The organism is Massilia sp. GCM10023247 (assembly GCF_042653325.1).
GTDB lineage: Bacteria > Pseudomonadota > Gammaproteobacteria > Burkholderiales > Burkholderiaceae_D > Telluria.
The window spans coordinates 154,724-177,906 of the sequence record NZ_JBHSIB010000017.1; the positions used below are offsets into that span (position 1 = coordinate 154,724).

19 protein-coding genes are annotated in these 23,183 nt (G+C 63.6%); 6 read left to right on the forward strand and 13 right to left on the reverse strand.

The window, feature by feature from the left end; genetic code table 11:
- Positions 1–78 precede the first annotated feature (78 nt).
- Both ACFPAH_RS15045 and ACFPAH_RS15050 read left to right on the forward strand, forming a co-directional pair.
- The gene (locus tag ACFPAH_RS15045; protein ID WP_379746879.1) at positions 79–681 is read left to right on the forward strand and encodes a hypothetical protein; all 603 of its coding nucleotides are present in this window, start codon (positions 79–81) and stop codon (positions 679–681) included.
- 37 nt (positions 682–718) lie between these two features.
- A complete protein-coding gene (locus ACFPAH_RS15050) occupies positions 719–1,159 on the forward strand; it encodes a DUF3597 domain-containing protein (protein WP_379746881.1) in 441 nt (146 codons plus the stop codon).
- A 23-nt stretch (positions 1,160–1,182) separates the two neighbouring features.
- Here the strand turns inward: ACFPAH_RS15050 and ACFPAH_RS15055 are convergent, their stop codons facing one another.
- Both ACFPAH_RS15055 and trpS read right to left on the reverse strand, forming a co-directional pair.
- Positions 1,183–2,232 carry a serine endopeptidase gene (locus ACFPAH_RS15055; RefSeq protein WP_379746883.1) on the reverse strand — a complete coding sequence of 350 codons (1,050 nt, stop codon included), beginning with the start codon at positions 2,230–2,232 and terminating at the stop codon, positions 1,183–1,185.
- 233 nt (positions 2,233–2,465) lie between these two features.
- Entirely contained in the window at positions 2,466–3,512 is a 1,047-nt protein-coding gene (trpS, locus tag ACFPAH_RS15060) for a tryptophan--tRNA ligase (protein WP_379746885.1), read from the reverse strand.
- A gap of 377 nt (positions 3,513–3,889) precedes the next feature.
- Between trpS and ACFPAH_RS15065 the strand changes: the two genes are divergently transcribed.
- The 3 genes from ACFPAH_RS15065 (at position 3,890) to ACFPAH_RS15075 (ending at position 9,559) form a co-directional block, all read left to right on the forward strand.
- Entirely contained in the window at positions 3,890–6,211 is a 2,322-nt protein-coding gene (locus tag ACFPAH_RS15065) for a family 1 glycosylhydrolase (protein ID WP_379746887.1), read from the forward strand.
- Between the two features lie 255 nt (positions 6,212–6,466).
- Entirely contained in the window at positions 6,467–8,242 is a 1,776-nt protein-coding gene (locus tag ACFPAH_RS15070; RefSeq protein WP_379746889.1) for a cation:proton antiporter, read from the forward strand.
- Positions 8,243–8,308: 66 nt separating this feature from the next.
- Complete coding sequence (locus tag ACFPAH_RS15075; RefSeq protein WP_379746891.1) at positions 8,309–9,559, forward strand: CaiB/BaiF CoA transferase family protein; 1,251 nt, start codon at positions 8,309–8,311, stop codon at positions 9,557–9,559.
- 91 nt (positions 9,560–9,650) lie between these two features.
- Here ACFPAH_RS15075 and ACFPAH_RS15080 read toward each other — a convergent pair whose 3' ends face one another.
- The 11 genes from ACFPAH_RS15080 to ACFPAH_RS15130 form a co-directional block, all read right to left on the reverse strand.
- Positions 9,651–9,977, reverse strand: a complete 327-nt coding sequence (locus ACFPAH_RS15080; protein WP_379746893.1) for a hypothetical protein — start codon at positions 9,975–9,977, stop codon at positions 9,651–9,653.
- Positions 9,978–10,175: 198 nt separating this feature from the next.
- Entirely contained in the window at positions 10,176–10,592 is a 417-nt protein-coding gene (locus ACFPAH_RS15085) for a hypothetical protein (protein ID WP_379746895.1), read from the reverse strand.
- Between the two features lie 105 nt (positions 10,593–10,697).
- Complete coding sequence (locus ACFPAH_RS15090) at positions 10,698–11,780, reverse strand: hypothetical protein (RefSeq protein WP_379746897.1); 1,083 nt, start codon at positions 11,778–11,780, stop codon at positions 10,698–10,700.
- Between the two features lie 17 nt (positions 11,781–11,797).
- The gene (locus tag ACFPAH_RS15095; RefSeq protein ID WP_379746899.1) at positions 11,798–12,655 is read right to left on the reverse strand and encodes a hypothetical protein; all 858 of its coding nucleotides are present in this window, start codon (positions 12,653–12,655) and stop codon (positions 11,798–11,800) included.
- Positions 12,640–14,070 (reverse strand): DUF2515 family protein, encoded by a 1,431-nt coding sequence (locus ACFPAH_RS15100; protein WP_379746901.1) that lies wholly within the window; start codon positions 14,068–14,070, stop codon positions 12,640–12,642. Before ACFPAH_RS15100 ends, ACFPAH_RS15095 begins: the two co-directional genes overlap by 16 nt.
- 25 nt (positions 14,071–14,095) lie before the next feature.
- On the reverse strand, positions 14,096–16,894 hold the full coding sequence (locus tag ACFPAH_RS15105; protein ID WP_379746903.1) for a type VI secretion system Vgr family protein: 2,799 nt from the start codon (positions 16,892–16,894) through the stop codon (positions 14,096–14,098).
- A 213-nt stretch (positions 16,895–17,107) separates the two neighbouring features.
- On the reverse strand, positions 17,108–18,331 hold the full coding sequence (locus ACFPAH_RS15110; protein ID WP_379746905.1) for an MFS transporter: 1,224 nt from the start codon (positions 18,329–18,331) through the stop codon (positions 17,108–17,110).
- Positions 18,332–18,553: 222 nt separating this feature from the next.
- Complete coding sequence (locus ACFPAH_RS15115) at positions 18,554–19,426, reverse strand: hypothetical protein (RefSeq protein ID WP_379746907.1); 873 nt, start codon at positions 19,424–19,426, stop codon at positions 18,554–18,556.
- A 17-nt stretch (positions 19,427–19,443) separates the two neighbouring features.
- Positions 19,444–20,244: a hypothetical protein gene (locus ACFPAH_RS15120; protein WP_379746909.1), complete on the reverse strand. Its 801-nt coding sequence runs from the start codon at positions 20,242–20,244 to the stop codon at positions 19,444–19,446.
- On the reverse strand, positions 20,241–20,762 hold the full coding sequence (locus ACFPAH_RS15125; RefSeq protein WP_379746911.1) for a hypothetical protein: 522 nt from the start codon (positions 20,760–20,762) through the stop codon (positions 20,241–20,243). Before ACFPAH_RS15125 ends, ACFPAH_RS15120 begins: the two co-directional genes overlap by 4 nt.
- Positions 20,763–20,801: 39 nt before the next feature.
- Positions 20,802–21,092, reverse strand: a complete 291-nt coding sequence (locus ACFPAH_RS15130; RefSeq protein ID WP_379746913.1) for a DnaJ domain-containing protein — start codon at positions 21,090–21,092, stop codon at positions 20,802–20,804.
- 297 nt (positions 21,093–21,389) lie between these two features.
- On the opposite strand from ACFPAH_RS15130, the gene ACFPAH_RS15135 reads away from it, so the two are divergent.
- Positions 21,390–23,153, forward strand: coding sequence for a glutamine--tRNA ligase/YqeY domain fusion protein (locus tag ACFPAH_RS15135; protein WP_379746915.1), 1,764 nt, complete (start codon positions 21,390–21,392; stop codon positions 23,151–23,153).
- Positions 23,154–23,183 lie beyond the last annotated feature (30 nt).

Sequence of the window (23,183 nt, forward strand, 5' to 3'; positions counted from 1 at the left end):
CGTTCGATACCGTACCGAAGCGCCGAATCGTGCGCCCTACCCTCGACCTTCACCTTGTCATTCGAGCAGGAGAACGTCATGGCTTTTGATTTGGGCAATCTATTGCAGCAGTACATGGCCGGCGCATCCGGCGCCGACAACACGCGCGCAACCCAGGATTTTGAACGCGCGGCGCAGGAAGTGCCGCGCGAACAGCTCGCGCAGGGCGTCACGCAAGCCTTGCGCTCGGACCAGACCCCGCCCTTCCCGCAGATGGTCGGGCAGATGTTCGGCCAGAGCAATCCGAACCAGCAGGCAAGCATGCTCAACCAGTTGATCGCAGCCGCCGGCCCGGCGCTGCTCGGTGCGCTGGCCGGACGCAGCAGCGGCGGCGGTGGCATGGGCGGCCTCGGCGGCATGGGCGGCATGGGCGGACTGGGTGGCCTCGGCGGCGTGCTCGGCAACCTGCTGGGCGGCGGCAATGGCGGCAATGCCCAGCCCCAGATCACGCCGGAACAGGCTTCGCAGCTGACACCTGAGCAGGTTCAACAGATCGCCGAGAAGGCGGAACAGGAAAACCCGGGCGTGGTCGAGCGTATGGGCGATTTTTATGCCCAGCATCCGAACGTGGTCAAGGGCCTCGGCGGCGCGGCACTCGCCATTGCCCTCGCTCACATGGCGTCGAATATCCAGCGCCGCTAATTCGCAACATCATCCACCAACAACAAAGGAGCATCTCATGGGCATGCTGAGCAATATCTTCAACAAAATCTTCCCGAACTCGGACTCGGCCAAGAAAGCCCAGGCCCAGGCACAGGCGCAAGCCCAGGCGCAAGCCCAGGCGCAAGCGGCACCACGGCCAACGGCACCAGCGCCTGCGCCTGCCGCCCCCGCGGCAGCCCCTGCCCCAGCCGCGATGGAACAGGTCGATGTCGAAGCCATCCTGAACCAGAAGCTGCAAGCGTCGGGGCAGAACCTGAACTGGCGCACCTCGATCGTCGACCTGCTCAAGCTGCTCGACATCGACAGCAGCCTGCAGGCGCGCAAGGAACTGGCGGCCGAACTGAACTACAAGGGCGACACCAGCGATTCGGCCTCGATGAACATCTGGCTGCACAAGCAGGTCATGAAGAAGCTGGCCGAAAACGGCGGCAAGGTACCAGCCGACCTGCAGGACTAAGCGAAGCGTAACGAGCTGGCCGTTCAGTCGGCCAGGCTCGTATTCGCCGCCGTCCCGCACGCAAAGCAGAAGCGCCCGAAGGCGTTTTTTCTCGTGGCGCAGCCGCCGCAGCGGTCGAACAGGCCGATGCCGCAGTGCGGGCAGAAGTCCGTCGTCGCGTCCTTCAGGTCGACTTGCCGTTCGCATCCCGGGCAGACGCCCTTGTCCAGGCGGGTCAGGACCATGTCGTAGCGCAGTGTCTGGCGGCGCTGGACGTCGGGCAGCGCTTCGGTTTCCTTCTGGCGCGCGAGATAGCGCTGCAAGGCGGTGATCGCATGGCGTCCCGCCACCACCGTCACGATGATCCCCACGACGTAGCGCACGTAGCCGCCATAGCTGGGCAGGTAAGGAACGAGTTCGAAGAAGAAAACGAACAGCGCGAAGAAGATGAATCCCCAGGCGAAGGGCCACGACGGGGTCTTGCGCTTGTGCTTGAACAGCCAGCCGGCGGCGATCAACAGCGGCAGCGTCAGTGCCAGCCGGTAGGCGAACACGCGCAGGGTCAATGCTTCGGCAGCGGCATCGCGCTTCATCAACGCCGGCAGCTCGAGCTCGGCCCGGCGCCGCGTTGCGCGCTCGGCCTGCTGGGTCGCATCGAGCAAGGCCTGACGCTGCGCTTCCACCGCGCCGAGGGCGCGCCGCTCCTCCGCTTCGAGCGCTTCGATCGATTTCGTCCGGCTGATCAGTTCGTAATCCTGGTCCGCCCGCGCCGTCACGCTGCGCGTCGCCAGCCAATCGTCGAAGGTGGCACGCGCGGAGCGCGTGTTCGACTGCGCGACCCCGTGCTTCTCCACGGCCTGGTCGTGCCGCTCGCGGGCCAGTGTCTGCAGCTTCTCCGCCTCGCCCTCCTCGGCGCGGACAGCCGCGAGCTGGGCAGGTTCAATGAACTGTTCGACGCTGGGAGGCTCTTCCACGTCGGCCAGGTTCTCGACCAGTTTCCCGCCCAGGCCAATCAGGAAACCGGCAAATACCAGCGCCACCAGCCACAGTGCACGATGCAACCACTTTTCGGTCAGCCGCAATCCCTTGCTCATAATTTCCTCCGATCAAGACAAACCACGATCATCTACGACATGAGATGGATGAAGCTTGTCATCGCTCAAGGCGGGAAGCGAGTGCGAGATGCGGAGGGAGCGTGGGGCGATACCGTGCGTATCGCGACGCGATGCGGTGGCGCGCAGGGTGGGCGGCACACCGGTCGCGAACGTCCGCTGCCCGGGTATGGCCGCCCACCCTCACGCCTTTGCGGCAGGCCGCCGGAACGACATCAGAAGTAGGACAGGCCCAGTGCGCGGCGCACTTCGTCGACGGTGCCGGCCGCCACTTCGCGCGCCTTCATCGTGCCTTCCTTGAGCATCTGGATCACCTGCCCCTTGTCCTTCGCAAACTCTTCGCGGCGGGTACGGATCGGCTCGAGCATCTCCTGCAGCACGGCGTCGAGGCGCTTCTTGACGACGCTGTCGCCCAGGCCGCCGCGCGTGTAATGGGCCTTCATCTCTTCCAGCGCCGCCTTGTCGGTGTCGAAAGCGTCCAGGTAGAGGAAGGCAACGTTGCCTTCCACGTGGCCCGGGTCCGACACTTTCAGGTGCAGCGGGTCGGTATAGACCTGCTTGACGGCGGCGCGGATCTGGTCGGCACTGTCGCCCAGGTTGATGGTATTGCCGAGCGACTTGCTCATCTTGGCCTTGCCGTCGATGCCGGGCAGGCGGCCGATTTCCGGCACCAGGGCCTTGCACTCGACCAGGACGTCGCGCTTGGCGATGCGGTTGAAGCGGCGCACGATCTCGTTGCACTGCTCGATCATCGGGATCTGGTCTTCGCCCACCGGCACCAGGGTCGCCTTGAAGGCGCTGATGTCGGAGGCCTGGCTGACCGGGTAGGTCAGGAAGCCGGCCGGGATGTCGCGCTCGAAGTTACGCAGCGCGATCTCCGTCTTGACGGTCGGGTTGCGCTCCAAACGGGCGACAGTGACGAGATTTAAATAATAGAATGTCAACTCCGCCAGCTCCGGGACCTGGGACTGGATGAAGATCGTCGAGCGCGCCGGATCGATGCCGACCGCGAGGTAATCGAGCGCCACTTCGACAACGTTCCGGTGTACCTTTTCGATGTCATCCATGTTGTCGGTGAGCGCCTGGGCGTCAGCGAGCATGATGAACTGGCGGTATTGATCCTGGTAGGTAACGCGGTTGCGCAGGCTACCCACGAAGTGGCCCAGGTGCAGCGGGCCGGTCGGACGGTCGCCGGTGAGGATCACAGGTGCGGGTGCGGGTGCGGCTTGGGCTGCGGCTGTCGTGCTCGGGTCTTGGGTCATCGGGTTTTTCCTTGGTTTGCCCCGATCCCGCCGCGCAAAAACAAAACGCCACCTGAATCGAGGCGGCGTTCATTGAGTCACATCTTCTCGTTAAGGCCGCGCGCTGTCAGCGGCGCCACCAGGTGCAAAACGGGAAGTGTGCGTTGAAATAGTTCATGGATGGCATGGTTGCAGGTTGACGCCCGGCTGTCAACCGCTACGCAAAGCCACGCTGCGCCGGGGGGAGCGGTCGTGGTCGTGCCAACGGTGGCACCCGTCCACCGGGAGGGCAAGGATTTGCCCAAGCGATACCCAACACGGTCATTTATCCGAACTTAATCTTTTCGGTGGCCGTCTAAAAAGTTTTTGTTGCAAGAATTTTAACAAGTGGTGAAATAATGAATAACACGAGCCCGAACAGCCAACCCCGCCCACTCGAACTGTGGGGCGGCCTCGAATGTACCGTCAACCGTGTGCAGGACGAATACTTCAGCCAGCTCGACCGTAACGGCCACGCGCTGCGCAACTGCGATATCCAGCGCTTCGCCGACACCGGCATCCGCGCCATCCGCTACCCGATCCTGTGGGAGCGCACCGCCCCCGAAGGCATCGCCAAGGCCGATTGGACCTGGCCCGACGAGCGCCTGCCCGCCCTGCGCGAAGCAGGCGTCACCCCGATTGCCGGCCTGATCCACCACGGCAGCGGCCCGCGCGACACCAGCCTGCTCGACCCCGCCTTCCCGGAGCGCCTGGCCGAATACGCCGGCGCCGTCGCCGCACGCTACCCGTGGCTCGAGTACTACACCCCCGTCAACGAACCTTGCACCACCGCGCGTTTTGCCGGCCTCTACGGCGTCTGGTACCCGCATGCGCGCGACGATAAAAGCTTTATCCAGGCCCTCTTGATCCAGTGCCGCGCCGTGGTGCTGTCGATGCGCGAAATCCGGAGAATCAACCCGGCCGCGAAACTGGTCCAGACCGACGATCTCGGCAAGACCTACGGCACCCCGGAAATGGCGCACGTCGCCGAGTTCTACAACGAACGCCGCTGGCTGGCCTGGGATCTGCTGTGCGGCATGGTCGGTCCCGAACACAAGCTCTGGAACTACCTGGTCGGCACCGGCGTCGAGCTAGCCGACCTGCTCTGGTTCCGCGACAACACCTGCCCGCCGGACCTGATCGGCGTGAATTATTATGTGACGAGCGAGCGCTGGCTCGACCACCGTCCCGAGCGTTTCCCGGAGCACCACCGCGGCATGGCCGACGGCATTCCCTGCGCCGACATCGAAGCCTCGCGCGTGCTGGCGACCCCGACCGCCGGGATCGGGCCGCTGCTGGCGGAAATCTGGGACCGCTACCGGCTGCCGCTGGCCATCACCGAAGCCCACATCGACGCCAACCGCGAAGACCAGCTGCGCTGGCTGCTCGAGATCTGGGAAGCGGCGCAGACGGCGCGCGGCAACGGCGTCGACATCCGCGCCGTCACCGTCTGGTCGCTGCTGGGTTCCTTCGACTGGAACAGCCTGGTGACGCAGAACCGCGGTTATTACGAACCGGGGCCGTTCGACGTGCGCTCGCCGATGCCGCGTCCGACCGCGCTGGCCGCGATGATGCGCGAACTGGCCAGCGGCCAGCCGCTGTCGCATCCGGTGCTGCGCGGCCAGGGCTGGTGGCGCCGCCCGGGCCGTTTCCTGTGCTCGCCGCCGGTCGCCACGCCCGCCGCCCTCACCTCGATCACGGCCGACGGCCACCGGCTGGTCGGCACCCATGCGGCGCCGATCCTGATTACCGGCGCCACCGGCACCCTGGGCCGCGCCTTCGCCCGCGTCTGCCAGAAGCGCCACCTGCACTACAAGCTGCTGTCGCGGCGCGACATGGACATCGCCGACGCCGCCTCGGTCGAGCGCGCCCTGGCCCAGTACAAGCCATGGGCCGTGATCAATACCTGCGGCTATGTGCGCGTGGACGACGCCGAGGGCGACATCGAGCGCTGCCTGCGCGACAACACGGCCGGCCCGGCCATCCTGGCCGAGGCCTGCGCCCGCCACGGCGTGCACCTGACCACCTTCTCGAGCGACCTCGTGTTCGACGGCAGCAAGGGCAGCCCGTATGTCGAGAGCGATCCGGTCACGCCGCTGAACGTCTACGGCCGTAGCAAGGCCGAGTCCGAAACCGCGGTACTCGACAAGCATCCGGGCGCCCTGGTGGTACGCACCAGCGCCTTCTTCGGGCCCTGGGACCAGCACAATTTCGTCAAGCTGGCGCTCGACGCCCTCGAGCGCGGCGACGAGTTCGCGGCCGCCACGGACATGACGGTATCGCCGACCTACGTGCCCGACCTGGTGCACACCTGCCTCGACCTGGCGATCGACCGCGAGTGCGGTATCTGGCACCTGAACAACGGCGGCGAAGTCACCTGGTTCGACCTGGCGCGCATGGCGGCCGAGCGTGCCGGCATCGATGCCCGCACCCTGGTGGGCCGCGCCACCCTTGAGATGGGCATGGCGGCCGCGCGCCCGGCCTACAGCGTGCTGCACAGCGAACGCGCGGTCCTGCTGCCGCGGCTGGAAAACGCCCTGGATCGCTTCATCGAGCTGCGCGGCGTGGACGACCCGGAGTACGAAGAACTGGTCAAGACCGCCGAATCGCGCCAGCCGCTGGCCAGCGGCCATCGCCAGCAGGAGGAAACCGCGCCGGAGGCACTGGCCGGGCATTTCTGAAAGACTGGCGGGTGGCCTGCTCCACCCGAACGCGAGCGTTCACGCTGCTTGAGCGCCGCCCACGCGTTCAAGCAGCCGGTGTGTAGCCGCGCGGCTGTTCAAGGGCCGGTTGAACGCGTGGGCGGCGCGTCTGCCGCGCCTGTTCACATGGGCAGGGTAGAGCCGCCCACCCTACCGGCTTCGGCCGACATCGCCACCTCCTCTGCGCCGTTATAAAATGCCAACGCCGCCCACAACCGCAAAAGGCATTCCCTCGTGCAAGAGCAACACGCCTTCCCGTTTCTTCGGGAAATCATCCTGTTCCTGATCCTTGCCGGCATCCTGATTCCCACGCTGCAGCGCCTGCGCATCAACCAGGTGCTCGGCTTCCTCGCCGCAGGCACCCTGCTCGGCCCCTTCGGCCTGGGCCTGCTCGCCGCGCGCTTTCCCGAGCTGACCTGGCTCACCTTCCCGACCGGCCAGGGCGTCTCGATGCTGGCCGAAATCGGCGTGCTGTTCCTGATGTTCATGATCGGCCTGGAGCTCTCGGTCGCGCGCCTGTGGGCGATGCGCGCCTGGGTGTTCGGCGCCGGCACGGCGCAGGTGCTGGCCAGCGCGGCGCTGATCGGCGGCACCGTCTACCTGCTCGGCCAGCCGCCGGTCACGGCGGCGATCCTCGGCCTGGTGCTGTCGCTGTCCTCGACCGCGATCGTCATGCAGCTGATGAGCGGCCAGAACAGCACCGGCACCCGCCTGGGCCAGTCGGTGTTCGCCGTGCTGATGTTGCAGGACCTGGCCGTGGTCCCGATCCTGGTCCTGATCGGCACCCTGTCGCGCGGCGGTGGCGACGACGGCGCCGCCACGCTGGCGCTGGTGTCGGTGGCCAAGGCCGGCGGCGCGATCGCCCTCATCTACCTGGTCGGGCGGCGCATCATCCCGCCGCTGTTCCAGGCGTTTGCCCGCCATCGCCAGCCCGACGTGTTCATGGCGCTGATCCTGCTCAGCACCTTCGGCATCGCCGGCCTGTCGGGCGCGGCCGGGCTGTCGATGGCGCTCGGGGCGCTGATTGCGGGCCTGCTGCTGGCCGAGACCGAGTTCAAGCACGAGGTCGAACTGATGGTCGAGCCCTTCAAGGGCCTGCTCATGGGCCTGTTCTTCATGTCGGTCGGCATGAACATGGATGTGCGCCAGATCGTCGAGGCGCCGCTCTGGCTGCTGGGCGCGGTGCTCGGCCTGGTGCTGGTCAAGGCCGGGGTCGTCACGCTGCTGTTCCGGGTCGGCGGCATGGCCTGGGGCCGCGCGGTCGAGGGCGGCCTGTTGCTCGCCCAGGGCGGCGAATTCGTCTTCGTCGTGCTCGGCTATGCCATCAGCGCGCGCCTGCTCGACCACGCCCTCGGCGCCCGCATCATGCTGGTGGTCGGCCTGTCGATGTTCATCACGCCGCTGCTGGCGCGCCTGGGACGGGCCATCGGCGAAGGCGGCGAGCGCGCCGCCCGCGAACTCGCCGCGCAGCACGACCCCGACATTCTGGGCGGCGCCCGCGGACGCATCATCATCGCCGGTTTCGGGCGCGTCGGGCAGCAACTGGCCAAGCTCCTCAGCGCCCAGGGCATCCCCTTCATCGCCTTCGAAAACAACGCGACACTGGTGTCGAAGATGCACGCGCTGGGCATTCCCGTTTTCTTCGGCAACGCCTCGCGCCCGGAACTGCTGCACCTGCTGCATGCCGAGGAAGCCCCGGCGATCGTGCTGACGATGGACAATCCGCACTCCGCCCTGCAGAGCGTGCACGCGATCCGGCGCGATTTTCCCGACGTGCCGGTGTTCGTGCGCTCGCGCGACGAAAAGCATGCGCGCTCGCTGAAACGCGCCGGCGCCACGGTCGTCGTGCCGGAGACGCTCGAGGCGAGCCTGCAGTTGTCTGCCTTCGTGCTCGAATCGATGGGGCTCGACGAGCGCACGGTGGACGGCATCGTCGACAACGAGCGCGACCTGTTCGCCGCCCAGCTCGAGGAAGCCGGCCTGCGCGAGGCGGGCACGCCCCGTACCTGAATCTGGACGGCGCGTGAACGCCGCCAGCTATAATCGCCCTCGTCCGAACTTGGCAAAGAGATCAGCATGACCCCATCCGGTTCCACCGCCGGCGCCTCCAAGGCGCTCGGGCATATCCGCGTACTCGACCTCTCGCGCGTCCTCGCCGGGCCTTGGTGCTCGCAAAACCTGGCCGACCTCGGCGCCGACGTGATCAAGATCGAGCGCCCCGGCAGCGGCGACGACACGCGCGCCTGGGGCCCGCCCTACGCCAGGGACGCAGAGGGCAAGGACACCAGCGAAGCGGCCTATTACCTGTCCGCCAACCGCGGCAAGCGCTCGGTGACGGTCGACATCGCCAGCCCCGAGGGACAGGCCCTGGTGCGCGACCTGGCGCGCCACGCGGACGTGGTGCTGGAAAACTTCAAGGTCGGCCATTTGAAACGCTACGGTCTCGATTACGAATCGCTCCAGGCGATCAAGCCGGACCTGGTCTACTGCTCGATCACCGGCTTCGGCCAGGATGGTCCGTACGCCCACCGCGCCGGCTACGACTTCCTGATCCAGGGCATGGGCGGCCTGATGTCGGTCACCGGCGAGCGCGACGAACTGCCGGGCGGCGGCCCGCAGAAGGCGGGCGTGGCGCTGACCGACCTGATGACCGGGATGTACGCGACGATCGCCGTGCTGGCCGCCCTCACCCACCGCGACAGGACGGGACAAGGCCAGTACATCGACATGGCCCTGCTCGACACGCAGGTTGCCATGCTGGCCAACGTCGGCAGCAATTACCTCAACAGCGGCAAGCCGCCCAAGCGCTGGGGCAACGCCCACGCCAACATCGTGCCCTACCAGACCTTCGCCTGTTCGGATGGGCACATCATCGTCGCCACCGGCAACGACGGCCAGTACCAGAAGTTCGTGGAAACCGGCGGCCGGCCGGAGCTGGCATCCGACCCGCGCTTCGCCACCAACCCGCTGCGCGTGCAGAACCGCGAGGTGCTGGTGCCGCTGCTGGCCGAGATGGTGGCGACGCGCCCGCGCGACGAATGGATCGCCGCGCTGGAAGCGGTCGGCGTGCCCTGCGGCCCGATCAACGACGTCGGCGAAGTCTTCGCCAACGAACAGGTGCAGGCGCGCGCGATGGCGATCGAGCTGCCGCACCCGAGCGCCGGCAAGGTCAAGCTGGTGCGCAGCCCGATGAAGATGTCGGCCACGCCCGCGACGAGCGGCATGGCGCCGCCCCTGCTCGGCCAGCACACCGACGAGGTGCTGCGCGAGGTGCTGGGCCGAAGCGGCGAGGAGATTGCGGCGCTGCGCGCGCGCGGGGTCGTGTAAACGGCCCTGCCGTTTGGTACGCGGGCCTTGAAGGCCCGCGTTGTGTGAACCGCACTGGCCCGCCGCGTCCTGCGGCAGGGCCGGCGGCTTGTCAGTGCAGCTTGTGCTTGAAGTCCGACAGCTCGGCGTGCACGCGGGTGACGACCGCCTCCAGGTGCGCCGGCATCTGCGGCATCGAGCGGCTCATGCGCTTGGCCTCGTCGCCCATGTCTTCCATCCTGTCCACGCACTGCACGATGCGCGCCTCGTCGTTCGACTGCATCACATCGCGCGCCTGCTGCACCTCGCGCGAAATACGCTCGATGCACTCGCGCATCTCCGGCGGCGTATCCTGCGAGGCCTTGCAAGCCTGCTCGGCTTCGCCGACGGTTTGCTGCAGATGGGTGTAGCGTTGCTGGATTTCATTTGCTTGTAGCATGATGACCTCCTTTGAGATAGAGCAAACGATTCTAGCGCTGCCCGGAAATTGATGCGCGCCGACGCACCTTAGCGTTTAGAAATATTACCGCCGGCGTGGCGTTAGCTGTGCAATCATCAGGCCTGTCAACAGTTGCCTTTCTCGTCTTTACACTACGAAGAGAGCACGAGCAGCTAATCAGACTGCACATGAAACATCTCACCGCCTCTTCAACCGGATTTCCCTGAGGCCACCCATCGAATCGAAATAAAAATAATCGCTCTTATTGTTCGCCAAACCCGCGATCCCGGTACGCTCGCTGACCGGTATATAGCACATCATTCCTGGCCAGTCTCCGCTAATGCGAAGACATTTCGCACCCAGCGCTTTCTCAGCAGGCCACCACATTTGTTCGTAAAAGTCTCGACGTTCCGATTCGCTCGCTTCTTTGGCACGCAGCACTTTATTGGCGCCATGCGAAAATACTTTCCATCGGGAGCCGGACTTCGTGACAGTCCAGACCGGCTCATTTGCAGGGTTCGTGAAGTCATGCGTGAACTGCCCCGCTAACTTTTCGGAGTTGGCGCTCGCAACATTAGCTGCTGCAAACAAAAGTACAAAAATTAAATTTCTCACAAGATGCTCCTTTTGGAGGATGTACAGTTATACAGCGGTCGCTTCTACCCCATCTCCCGGCGTCAATTGCACGCTCTGCCAGTTGGATTGTCAGGCGTTGCGCCTCTAGCTCCCGTCCGACTGCCAGATGGTCTGCCCGTATGCCGATGTCAGTTCGGGGAAGCGTTCGCCGACGCGGAAGTACCGACGTGAGTGCATATCCGCTGGGGCAAAGTAGAAACCTTCGCGCTGGCAATATTCGCCTGAGGCGCAGCGGAATGCTTCTAATTTTGCGACTGGCGTTTTCGTCTCGATCTGTTCGACCTCATGCGATACCAGCTCGACATAGCACCAGTGCGATGGGCGCCCCGTAAAAGCATTCCGAGCTACCAAGCTCGGCGCAAGTTCTGGCGTTTTGGACTCATCAAAAAACGGATCGCTCGTCAGGTCTGGATTTGACAAGTTTTGAAGCACGAAACGGAGCATGGCATCGCCATCAACCCACAATTTTTCCCTACCCACCGCCGCTAACGCGGCTTTGCCGGTTTCGTTGAAGCTGGTAGCGTCTAACAAACGTCCATCAGGGGAGCCGGTCCACGCAAACTGCGGCGTCGCATGAGGATCGTCCATTGAGACGTACACCCCTGTTTTCGGTGGCAACCGACCGCTTGCCGCGGAGATATCGGTCACAGCCCTCAGCTTCGGGAGCACCGGGAATTGATCCGCATGGTTCTGCCACGCCATCGCCATTCCGAAATCGTCCCATTTGGCGGCGGGCACCGTCCGGTCCATGGTTTCATCGATGTACAGTGCATATCCCGACAACTCTTCGAACATCCTGTCGAATTGGTCTTGCTCCTGAGGAGTCATCCACTGCACTGAGGATTCGGCTATACCTCTGCTGCACTGATATGCGCCGGTTCGGTGGTACGTATTCGATCTTCGATCAACGATATGTTGCGCAACGGAACGCTGAAAATCGCTGAGGAAGGGCCACGCATTATTCTCCCAGTTCTCGCCCGTATTGCGGCTTCCCCACTGCTTACTCTTAAGGAATTTATCCCGGCCTTTGACTTTATTATCGTCGAGGAGACCTTCCGCAAAAACCCGGAGCGCACGGAGGCGATCCCTCAGGCCTTCGAGGTAACTCAAGGACGAAAAGTGGTAAAGCAAAGCCACCTGTTCTTTCTGCCATTGGGTTAAGTTCATATCTGATTTCTATTGAATTAGTTGCGAGAAAGAACCTTATCGCCACGTTGTATCGCGTTTCTCTCGAGGGTCAATATTTCTTTCTTTCGAGCGATAACGTTTTCCTGCTCTTCTTTGCTACTATTCCACCCCATGGCGTCCCCTTCTTCCAGCCGCTGCAAAAGGCTGGCATTATCCCTTCGGCGTTTCAGCTGATAGTCATCAAACTCGAGGTCAATCGAATACTTTAAACCTCGCCCAAAATCACTGTAGCCGATGGTCAGCTTCGCCATAACGTCGCCACCGATCCACTGGTAATTTTGTACAGAGCTCATGAGGTGTTCCCACTCCGTGTTAGATAACCTGTATTCCGGATCCAGAGGACAAGCACCAATCTGCGCGACGCGCCCATTTTCATCCAATATAGATGATCGCCCAGTCACGGCCGGACACATATCATCAATATGGCGCCTCCATTTTCCTTTTTGAAACTGGTCGATGATACTCGCCACGAACTCCTGCGCAGCTGCATGTGATGTAATTTTTCTTGTAGATGCCTGCAAGGCAGCGGTCTGAACCGCCAGGTCATTATTATTTCTTCGGTCCGCATACAGTGTTAAAGAAAAGATCGGTGAGACTACAATGTCAAAATCAGCTCGCGCATACCGAACGAGTACATCGGGAGGAATTCCGTCAATATCATAGAGCAACAGCCCATCTACCTCTTGAGCAGAATACTGATGAGAGACGCTTGATTGCGCTGTTTTCTGGATGTTCTTCCCGATGTCAAACGTTATCTCTTGCATATCGCGTTCCTTTAGAGTGAAAACCCATGCAATTGCAAACACAACGGCAATACCTATTGCGTACGTAAATCTAGTCATGCCGAAACCCATGACATTATCTTCTTGAGCTCCGACTCCATATACTTTCGCCGATCAATCATTAAATAGTTGAATTGTTGCGCAATTTTTTCCACGAACTGCATACGATCATCGACATCGGGCAAGCTCTGTCGCTTTCCCGTCAGCCGGTCTTTAAAGTTGCGTGGTGCGTCGAACACTGTTTCTAACTCTGGGCGAGCGTTCGTCGCAGAAGCGCTATAAATAACTTTAAACTTAGGGGACAGCCATCCATTCGTGATGCGGCTAAATCGATGATTGACGTCCATTGTCTCCTTCAGCAAGGGATCGTTGTAGATGAGCGGCTGAAGAACATTGACTTGTTCTTGGTGAGCGATAGCGGCCAATTCGAATCTCTGAAGTTCGGTCTTCTTCGAAATCTCAGTTGCAAGGTACTCGGCAGTAAGGTGGCGGTAGCTCGTATGAATTTGCGGAGTGGCCTTGAACGAGCGCAAGCTCAGGAGTGCAGCTTGGGACGCAGCGTCGCTTGCTAAACGAAATAGCTCAGAATGTTCAGCTTCCATCACGTAATATGCTTCTTTGAACTTCCCCCAGTACGTGCTCTGAGGTGCACGGTAGCCGTTATCGTAATCCTTCACATGTGCCCTGCAGTAAACATGTGCTCGATACTCCATCAGGCTACGCTGCCCATAACCCATCTCGGGGGTCCATTGCGGCGGAACGTCGAAATAAGCACTCGCTGTCTTATATACCGGATCGCTCTGCAACCGAGTTTTTAAGCGCCCCATCCAGTTAGGCCCGAAAGGCAGCTCCTCTATTGCTTCTTTGGTCGCTTTTTGAAAGTCGTCCCAGTTTCGCTGCTGTGGCCCGGCTGCCAATCTTTTTTGGTTAAGGCTTCCGTCCGGATTGAGGCCATATTCCAAGTAGAACCAGAACCAGGGATATATATCCATGAACAGCCAGAGGTTACCCTTTGCGAGTGCACTATAAGTCCTCAGAGCATGTATATATGGGGAGTCCCTTGTCATGACTAAGCTACCTAAGTCAGCCACACTCGAATTTCTGAAGAGACTGGCCAAGTCCTTCCACTCCCGATGGAGGACCTCCTCGCGCGTGAACCGATAGGCTTCAACAATGTCCTTAACGACAAAAGCGGCAAGTGCAGGCCAATAAAATTGCAGCCGCCTCTTCGACTTCTTCGAACTTTCGAAGTAGAGATATGCATAATGTCCTGCGATCCGCTTTGCCCTTCGCTCAGGATCGGTGATCAGGTGATAACAGCCATCCTGTTCGTTCTTGTCGCTCAAAGCGATCAGTGCCGCCTGCTGCGCATACGACCACAAGTGCCGATACTCCACCTCCGCGTCATGCTGAGAATCTTTTTTGGTGTTGGTGGTACAGGAACCCAGCACCTCGATTGACACGCCTTTTTCGTCGGTCTTGGCCATCGTTCACCCTACAAAAGTGTGCAAGCTATTTTTTGATCTTGAACTGTGCGTAACGCAACGCGTATTCAATGGGCTGTTCTCCCGGGGTCCTCAAGCGTTCCAGCTCGCCATCTGCCGGGGTTTGGTTCTTCAGATGCTGGGCCTCGTCTGCCTTATTCGTCACAAGAAAGGGAATGTCCGCAATTGCCTCGCCATGACTGTCTTTGTAGACAATCTGCTCGTCGTATTGAGGAGCCGCGGCCTCCTCCGGGTTCGCGCTCGGTACCGTTACCCGGCTCGATGGCAGCGTTTCGAGCTGAGCAGACGCGTTCGCCCGTTGATCCCAGATGTGCATCCCCCCCTTCACCGAAAACTTCCCCGGACAAGCAAACGTAATATCTCCCCCCTCCAGCGTGATCGCCGACTGCCCCGCCTGCAGCACGATCTTGTCCTTGGCCTTGATCTCGATGCAGTCGTTGACGGAAATGACCGTGATTTCCTTGTCCGCCACGATCTCCAGCTGATCCGTATGCGCCTGCAGCGACACCGGCCCATTCCCGGCAATCGCCTGGATGCCACCCGAATGCGTGAACAGGCTCGCCGCATTCCCGGCGACCGAGGACACCGTGTGCGCGGCGGCCAGGTGCAGATCGGACTGCGTCGTCCAGTGCAGCTGCTGGCCGGCGTGGATCAGCGTCGAGCCCGGCGTCGCCCAGTTGATGCTCGCGGCCGAGTCCATCAGCACGAGCGCGGCGCCGAAGCGCTCGACCGGCTGCCCGCTGTCGAGCTCACGGGAGCCAGGCTTGGCTTTCAAGGCGGCATGCGCGTTGACGGCGCCCGCATGCTTGCCCTTGGCCTGCGGATCGATCTGTTCGATGAAGCCGGCTTGCGCCTTTGCCGCGTCCTTGCTGAACAGCGCCTGCTGCTGCGCGGCGGCGTCGCCCAGGGTCTGGCCGAGCGACTGCGCGCCCTTCAGGAGCGAGAGCGCCTCTTTCGCGTCCATCTGGGTCGAGCTCACGCCGCTGCCCTGGCGCGGGCGGACGCTGGTCGAGAGCAGGACGCCTTCGGCACCGCGCACAACGCCCCAGGCATCGGTGCGCAACTCGAAGCCGCTGCCGCGGTAGTTGCCGCGCTGGCTCGAGCCCGGGCTTTGCGCGATCAGGTAGCCGAGATTGAGTTGGGTTGCTGCGGTGCTGGTGGCGAGGCGGGTGCGCAGCTGGCCTTGCGTGTCGTCCAGTTGCCATTGGTTGAAACCGCCGCCGTCGAAATTGTGGGTGTGGATGCCGGACAGGACGCCGGCGTGGCCGGCATTTGAATCGACGCCGGCCGCGAAGGGCGGCGCGTCCGCGCCGTTGTAGAGCTGGGCGACGATCACGGGGCGATCGATATCGCCTTCGATGAAATCGACCAGCACCTCGCTGCCGACGCGCGGGGTGAACAGCGTGCCCCAGTTCGGGCCGGCGAGGGCTTCGGCCGCGCGTACCCAGGTGCCGGAGCTGTCGTTGCCGGATGCGCAGCCCTGCTCGTCGGTGTCGTGCGACATGCCGCCGGGGTTGGGCGCGCGGCCGCGCTGCCAGGCAAACTGGACACGCACCTGATGGTCGCGGTTGGTGGTGGCCACCGAATCGGCCAGTCCGACCACCAGGGCGCACTGGGGACCGGGCGCGGTAGTCTTGCGCGGGGCGCTGGCGAGGGCCGGGACGATCGCGACCGCCGCGCGCACGCAGGCAAAGCGGTTGCGGTAGCTGCCGTTTTCGATGCCCTCGGTTCGGCCTGCGATCCCGGGGCGGAAGTTGTTGCGGGCCTCGTGCTCTACCGACAGCACGGCGAAAGCGTTCTCGCCCTCGGGATAGCGATCGTGCTGGGTCAAGTGGAATACCTGGCCGGCGGCCAGGCGCCGTACCGCGCCGCCGCCTTCGAACACCTGGTTCGCCATCTCGAGCGCCTGCAGCATCAGGCCGCTGTGCCGGTTGGCTGCGTTGCGGTCGCCGGCGATGCGCTCGCCGCTGCCATCGAAGAGCTGCATGGACGGCAGATCGCCGGCGTCGAGGTGCGATTGCTGCTCGGCGCCAGGTGCGAAGACCTGCGCCGGGTCCCAGCTGCTGATGCTCACGCCATTCGCGGCGACCGTGCGCCGCGCGCCGAAGCGGTCGATGGTGTCGTCCCGTTCGGTGGCGCGCACGCCGTGAAAGCGGATCGGCGCCACGACCGGCAGGGGCGCCCTGCTGTCGAAGACGACGAGACGGTGCCTTGCCTGGCTCCCCTCCTGCGCGGAGTCGTGCTCGAAGCGCCAGCTCAGGCCTTCCGATGCCAGCAGGCGCACGAAAAATTCGAGGTCGCTCTCGCGGTACTGGGTGCAGATGGGACGCGCCGGCACTTCCTGGGTAATGTCGAAATCGAACTGCACGTGCGGGTAGTCGGCCAGCAGTTCGGTGACGATCTCGCGCACGTTCTTGTCCTGGAAGATGTAGCTGTCGCGCCGCAGCGCGAGCAGCGACAGGGCCGGCTCCAGCCGCAGGCGGTAGCGCGCCACGCCGCCGTCGGCGCCGAGCCAGGACGCTTGCGTGCAGAGCCCGTGCCAGTGGCGGCGGCTGCCGTCCGGCTGCAACAGTCCGACGCTGAGTTCCTCGCCGAGAAACAGCGACAGGTCGAGGCCGGTCGAGGTGCTGAGCGCGTCGATCTCGAAGCAGAACAGTTCGTTGACTGCTTCGCGCCCGGTGAAGCGCTCGGCCGCCAGGGCTTCGGGCAGCGCGCTTTCCTGGGCGCTGGTGAGGGTGATGAGGCGGGCATGCTGGCCGAGGCCAGTGCCGAACAGTCCGAGGGAGGAAAAATCGGGCGCGTTCATGCACGCACCGGGGCCGACATCGCTGCCATCTGCAAGCTCCTTTGCTCCGGGAACATCGAACAGGCGAAGTTGACCGGATCAAGAAGCGCCGTCTGCGCCTAAAGATCTGATCTTTAGTCTACCAACGGCTAATTTTAGTTTAGCAACTGTTCTTTTAGGCTAGACCGTAGCCGGAGTTGATGAGCGTCAATAGCGGGCGGTATGCAGCGATGCCTAGCCGGCTGGAGGGGTTGCCGGCGCCACGGATTCGAGCGGCGCCAGATTCCGCAGGCGCAGCGCGATGAGCATCGCAACCACCAGGATGGCGCCGAGCAGGCCGACCACGCCGAGCCAGCCGCCATGCTCCCAGACGTAGCCCGATACCCAGCCGACCACGCTCGAGCCGAGGTAATAGAAGAACAGGTAGAGTGCCGAGGCGAGCGCCTGCGGCGGCCGGGCGCGCCGTCCGACCCAGCTGCTGGCCACCGAGTGCGAGGCGAAGAAGCCGAAGGTGTACAGGCCGACGCCGGCCACCACAGCCGCCAGGTTGCCGAGCAGGGTCAGCAGCAGTCCGGCGAACATCACCGACATCACCAGCCACAGCACGTTGCGGCGGCCGAGGCGGTCGGCCAGCCGGCCGGCCCACACCGAACTGAAAATGCCCAGCAGGTACAGCACGGACAGGGCGCCGACCGCGCTCTGGCGCAGGCCGAACTCGGGACCGAGCATGCGATACCCGATGTAGTTGTACAGGCTCACAAAAGAACCCATCAGCAGGAAGGACAAGGCGAACAGCCAGGGCAGGCCGGCGTCGCCGACGTGCTTGCGCATGCCGTCGACCAGGCCGCCGAAGCCGCCCTGCCCCGGCCGGAACCGTTTCGATGCCGGCAGGCTGCGCCAGAATTCCCAGGCGGCGTACAGGCCGGCCGCGCCCAGCAGGCCGAGGGCCATGCGCCACGAATAAAAATCGCTGATGACCGAGGCCAGCACGCGGCCGGTCATGCCGCCGAAGGCGCTGCCGCTGATGTACATCCCCATCGACAGGCCGAGCGAATTCCCCTCGATCTCTTCGCTCAGATAGGCCATGGCCACGGCCGGCAGCCCGCCCAGCATGAAGCCGAGCAGCGCGCGCAGCACCAGCAGCTGGGCGTAGTCGCGGGTAAAGGCGGCGAGCAGGGTCAGGAGACCGCCGCTGAGCATCGAGGCGGCCATCATGGGTTTACGGCCGAAGCGTTCCGACAGCACGCTCGACACCAGCAGCGAGACGGCCAGCGTGGCGGTGGAGATCGACAGGGCCAGGCTGCTCTGGGCGGGCGTAAGGGAAAAATCGCGCGCCAGCAGGGGCATCAGCGGCTGCACGCTGTAGAGCAGCGCGAAGGTCGAAAAACCACCGAAGGCCATGGCGCGGTTGATGCGTTTGAAGTCGGCGCTGCCGGCTGCGATGGCGGGAGAAGACATGAGGATCCTGAACTGAGGTGTTCATGATACCGAAAAATGGCGGTGGCCATCGGAGGGGGCGGCTGTCGGCTGGCTTGAGTTGAACGCGTGGACGGCAAAGCCGTCCACCCTACGCCGGCTTGCGGAACGCTACCGTTGACCGGAGGAATGTAGGGTGGACGGGTTCAACATACGCTCGCATGGTGCACCGTTAACACGGAGCCGCATGCGCCGCGTCGGCCCTCAGGGATATTCCTGGTCCAGCTCCGAGCCCGCGTAATTTTCCAGCTCGGCCACCAGCTGCTTCATCGGTGCCTTCGTCTGGATGCTCTTGAACACGGTGCAGGTGTCGCGGTAGGCCTGGACGCGCTCGGCGATGATCGCGCGGTGCGGTGCGGGCACCTTTTCCAGCAGCGCGGCCCAGCCGGCCTCGAAGTCGGGATTGTTCTTGCGTACCGAACGCACGAAAGCCTCGAATTCCTTCTGCGTGGTGCGCGCGACGATGGTGCCGCCGCCATCGATGGCGAAGATGATCGCCAGCGCGATGACCCCTTCGGCATTCAGGTCGGGATCCTTGACCGGGCCCTTGTAGTGGTGCGTGCGCAGCCACTGGGCGGCGCGCACGATCGCCTGCACGCCTTCGCGCTGCTTGACCTGGCCAAGGTAGCGCTCGTAGCCGGTCCAGGTGTCGGCCGGATCGGCGGTGCAGATGTCGACGAACAGCTCCTTCAGGCGCCGGTTCGCGTAGACCGGGTCGAGGTCGTACTCGCCGACCAGGCTGTCCTCGGGCAGCGCGGCCAGTTCGCGGATCATGCGAAAGCCCGCCTGGAACACGTACTCGGCGCCGTCGGCGATCAGGATGTCCAGCGCCGTCTCGTCACTGTCGTCGTCGACCAGGTGTTCCAGGCCGAGCGACATCCCGCCCACGGTCAGCATCAGCGCGCGCTGGATGCCTTCCGCGGTGCGGTCGTTGGTGAACTTCTCGGCCACCATCGCGGTAACCGAGGCCAGCTCGTCGGCCAGGGCGATCGCTTCGTCGGCGTCGGCCCCTGTTGGCAGCAGCTTGATCGCCCGCACCAGGCGCGGCAGTTTTTCGATGACGATTGCAGGCAACATCGAGGCAGGCACTCCGCTCACGAGAAGATGTCCGTACCGATGCTCTTGCGCGTGCTGCGGCGCGGCATGGTGCGGACCGATGGCACCTGCTTGCGCAGGCGGTACAGCAGGTCGCGCGTGCTGCGCTGCTGGAAGTTCGGGTCTTCGTCCGGATCGTCCGGGAATTCGGCCTCGGCCATCTCGGCGCTGTGGCGGAACTCGGGGAAGAGTTCGATCAGCGAGCGCTCCCAGCCGTCCTCGCTGGCTTTCGCCAGGTCGATCGCCAGCGGCACGATGTCGCTGTCGGACGAGGTCTGGCCGGTCACGTAGCGGCCCTTCGAGTTGATTTCGCCGGCCACTTCCATGATCTCCTTCGGCGCCAGCGACCACAGGATCGCGAACACGGTCGCGCCATGGTCGGTGCTTGACGCCTCGGCCAGCAGCTCGTGGCGGCGGTCCTCGTCGTCGGTCGCGTAGACGACGCCGTGCACATGGTTGAACAGGCCCTCGGCGATGCGCTCGGGGTCGTCCTCGATCATGTTGTCGGGCCAGGTCGCGGCCAGGTAGGCCAGGCTCTCGGCCCAAGCCTTGGGCGGCACCAGCATGGTCGCCAGCGAGGTCTTGCCGCCGTCGAAGCCGGCCAGGTGCAGGGCCGTCACTTGCGGGGGCAGCGTCGCCAGCACTTCGGCCACGGCATAGTCGCCGTGTTCGTCGGCCGCCTGCGAGAACGCCTCTTCGGCGTGCTGCAGCGAGCCGGCCAGCACCAGTTCGCTGACCTGTTTCGTCAGCGCCGGCAGGTTCGCGCTGTTGCCTGCGTTGTCGTTCGCGTTGTCGCTCATTCGCGTTCTCCTTCGCCATCGAAGATCTGGGTGAAGTCGTCGGTCGCGGCGATGTCGTCCATCTCGTCGTCGTCGCCCTCGTCGTCCTTGCCGAGCTGCTCGAGCGACTGGTCGTCGTCTTCCCAGCGCTGCTGGTGCTTGTACAGGAAGGCAGTGATGATCGCCTGGCGTGCCAGCTCCGGGTAGTTTTCCGTCATGGCCTCGTACATGGCCGCGCCGTCTTCGCCGCTGCACTCGGCCATGGCGAACACGCGCGCTGCGCCGTCGCCCCCGCCGTCGCCGGCGTAGTCGGCCGCCTCGCGCATCAGGCCCTTCGGGTCGAGGAATTTGATCTTGTCAACGAGGGCGAATGCCATCAGGTTGACGTCGTCGATGCCGGAACCGCCCGCGTATTCGGAAACCAGCGCGCCGACCATCATGTCGTAGTTCTTGCGGTTGGGCGGGTCGCCCAGCGTGCCATCGATCTGGCCTTCGAGTTCGCGCGACTGGTAGGCGAATTCCGGATGTACTTTTTTCATGTTATGTCCTGTAATTGGTAGCGCTGTCCCGGCCGGGGCTCAGGCCTGCAGCGTGACGCCGTTGAGCGCAAACAGCGAGCGCCACAGCTCGAAGGCTTCGGCTTCGGCGTCGAGCACGATGCGGTGGTTCACGCTCTGGTTGTATTCCTCGCGCTTGGCGCGGTCCGACAGGATCTCGTAGGCTTTGGTGACGGCCTTGAAGCGCGCCTCCGCGCCCGGCGCCTGGTTGCGGTCGGGGTGGTAGCGCATGGCCAGCGAGCGGTAGACCTTCTTGATCTCGTCGTCGCTGGCATTCGGCGCGACGCCGAGGATCGCGTATAAATTTTCCACTTTTGGAACTCTCCGGCTGAAGCCGAGAAACGGCAAAACGAGATTATCCTATAGAAAAGGCCAACTTGACAGCGGCGCCCGGCCCGCGACAGGCAGCGGATTTGACCCGCCTGCCTGCTTGACCGCTTGCAAGATGTCCTTGGCGGCCGCATATGGATTGCTGGCATCACTGTTCCACGCTGTTCCAGTATGAGCCTTGCATACGGGGCGAACCGTGCGCTCCACCACATAGGCGAAACGCCGGCCCCCGTCTACGGTAAAATGGAAAGAACTTTCCCTATCCAAACTCCCACTTTCATGAGCAACGAGAAGAACAAAGCGGCGGCGAATGCGGCACCAGCGGCACCGTCCTCGAATTTCCTGCGCGCCATCATCGACAACGACCTGGCGGCTGGCACCCACAAGCGCGAAGGCATGCCTTCAGTCATCACCCGCTTCCCGCCGGAGCCGAACGGCTACCTGCACGTGGGCCACGCGAAATCGATCTGCCTGAACTTCGGCCTGGCGCGCGACTACGCCGGCCGCTGCCACCTGCGTTTCGACGATACCAATCCTGAGAAAGAAGACCAGGAATATGTCGACACGATCATGGACAGCGTCAAGTGGCTGGGCTTTTCGTGGGAGCAAGGCGGCGAAGAGTACCTGCACTACGCCAGCGACTATTTCGACAAGTTGTATGCGATGGCCGAGTACCTGATCGAGCAGGGCCACGCCTATGTCGACAGCCAGAGCGCCGAAGACATGGCCAGGAACCGCGGCAACTTCGGTACGCCGGGCACGAATTCGCCCTTCCGGAATCGCCCGCGCGAGGAATCGCTGCAACTGTTCCGCGACATGAAGGCCGGCAAGTACAAGGACGGCGAGCACATCCTGCGCGCGAAGATGAGCGAGGATGCGATGGCCTCCCCGAACATGACCAACCGCGACCCTGCCCTGTACCGCATCCGCCACGCCCACCACCACCGCACGGGCGACGACTGGTGCATCTACCCGATGTACGACTTCACCCACCCGCTGTCGGATGCGATCGAGTCGATCACCCATTCGATCTGCACGCTGGAATTCCAGGACCACCGCCCGTTCTACGACTGGCTGGTCAACACCCTGGCCGACGGCGGCTTCTTCCCGCGCCCGGTGCCGCGCCAGTACGAAATGGCACGCCTGAACCTGACCTATGTCGTCACCTCCAAGCGCAAGCTGCGCCAGCTGGTCGACGAAGGCGTGGTCACGGGCTGGGACGACCCGCGCATGCCGACCATCGTCGGCCTGCGCCGCCGCGGCTATACCCCGGAATCGATCCAGCTGTTCTGCGACCGCATCGGCGTCTCGAAAGCCGACGGCTGGATCGACATGAGCACCCTGGAGGGCGCGCTGCGCGACGACCTCGACCCGAAGGCGCCGCGCGCGATCGCCGTCCTGCGTCCGCTGAAGCTGATCGTCGACAACTTCCCCGAAGGCGAAGCACACGAGTGCACCTCGCCGGTCCATCCGCACCACCCCGAATGGGGCGTGCGCACCTTCCCGTTCACGCGCGAACTGTGGATCGAGCAGGAAGACTTCATGGAAACCCCGACCAAGGGCTATTTCCGCTTCACGCCGCCCGTGGGCGACCAGCCGGGCAGCCGCGTGCGCCTGAAGTACGGCTATGTGGTCGAGTGCACCGGTTACGACAAGGACGAGAACGGCAAGGTGACGGCCGTGCACGTGAAGTACTTCGAGGATTCGAAGTCGGGCACGCCGGGTGCGGACAACTACAAGGTCAAGGGCAACATCACCTGGGTCAGCGCCGCGACCGCGCTGGAAACCGAAGTGCGCCTGTACGACCGCCTGTTCACGGACCCGCAGCCCGACGCCGGCGGCAAGGATTTCAAATCGGTGCTGAACCCGAACGCGCTGGAAACCGTTACCGCCTACCTGGAACCGGGCATGGCGGCCGCCGTCGCCGACCAGCGCTTCCAGTTCGAGCGCCACGGTTATTTCGTGGCCGATCGTGTCGATTCGCAACCCGGCAAGCCGGTGTTCAACCGCGTGACGACGCTCAAGGACAGCTCGGGCAAGTAATTTTCCCGGTACGCCTGCCACCGATCCCGC

Coding starts and splice junctions, on each gene's coding strand:
- ACFPAH_RS15045 (WP_379746879.1), top strand. CDS start 79: ATGGCTTTTGATTTGGGCAATCTATTGCAGCAGTACATGGCCGGCGCA.
- ACFPAH_RS15050 (WP_379746881.1), top strand. CDS start 719: ATGGGCATGCTGAGCAATATCTTCAACAAAATCTTCCCGAACTCGGAC.
- ACFPAH_RS15055 (WP_379746883.1), bottom strand. CDS start 2,232: ATGAGCAAGGGATTGCGGCTGACCGAAAAGTGGTTGCATCGTGCACTG.
- trpS (WP_379746885.1), bottom strand. CDS start 3,512: ATGACCCAAGACCCGAGCACGACAGCCGCAGCCCAAGCCGCACCCGCA.
- ACFPAH_RS15065 (WP_379746887.1), top strand. CDS start 3,890: ATGAATAACACGAGCCCGAACAGCCAACCCCGCCCACTCGAACTGTGG.
- ACFPAH_RS15075 (WP_379746891.1), top strand. CDS start 8,309: ATGACCCCATCCGGTTCCACCGCCGGCGCCTCCAAGGCGCTCGGGCAT.
- ACFPAH_RS15080 (WP_379746893.1), bottom strand. CDS start 9,977: ATGCTACAAGCAAATGAAATCCAGCAACGCTACACCCATCTGCAGCAA.
- ACFPAH_RS15090 (WP_379746897.1), bottom strand. CDS start 11,780: ATGAACTTAACCCAATGGCAGAAAGAACAGGTGGCTTTGCTTTACCAC.
- ACFPAH_RS15095 (WP_379746899.1), bottom strand. CDS start 12,655: ATGGGTTTCGGCATGACTAGATTTACGTACGCAATAGGTATTGCCGTT.
- ACFPAH_RS15100 (WP_379746901.1), bottom strand. CDS start 14,070: ATGGCCAAGACCGACGAAAAAGGCGTGTCAATCGAGGTGCTGGGTTCC.
- ACFPAH_RS15105 (WP_379746903.1), bottom strand. CDS start 16,894: ATGAACGCGCCCGATTTTTCCTCCCTCGGACTGTTCGGCACTGGCCTC.
- ACFPAH_RS15110 (WP_379746905.1), bottom strand. CDS start 18,331: ATGTCTTCTCCCGCCATCGCAGCCGGCAGCGCCGACTTCAAACGCATC.
- ACFPAH_RS15115 (WP_379746907.1), bottom strand. CDS start 19,426: ATGTTGCCTGCAATCGTCATCGAAAAACTGCCGCGCCTGGTGCGGGCG.
- ACFPAH_RS15120 (WP_379746909.1), bottom strand. CDS start 20,244: ATGAGCGACAACGCGAACGACAACGCAGGCAACAGCGCGAACCTGCCG.
- ACFPAH_RS15125 (WP_379746911.1), bottom strand. CDS start 20,762: ATGAAAAAAGTACATCCGGAATTCGCCTACCAGTCGCGCGAACTCGAA.
- ACFPAH_RS15135 (WP_379746915.1), top strand. CDS start 21,390: ATGAGCAACGAGAAGAACAAAGCGGCGGCGAATGCGGCACCAGCGGCA.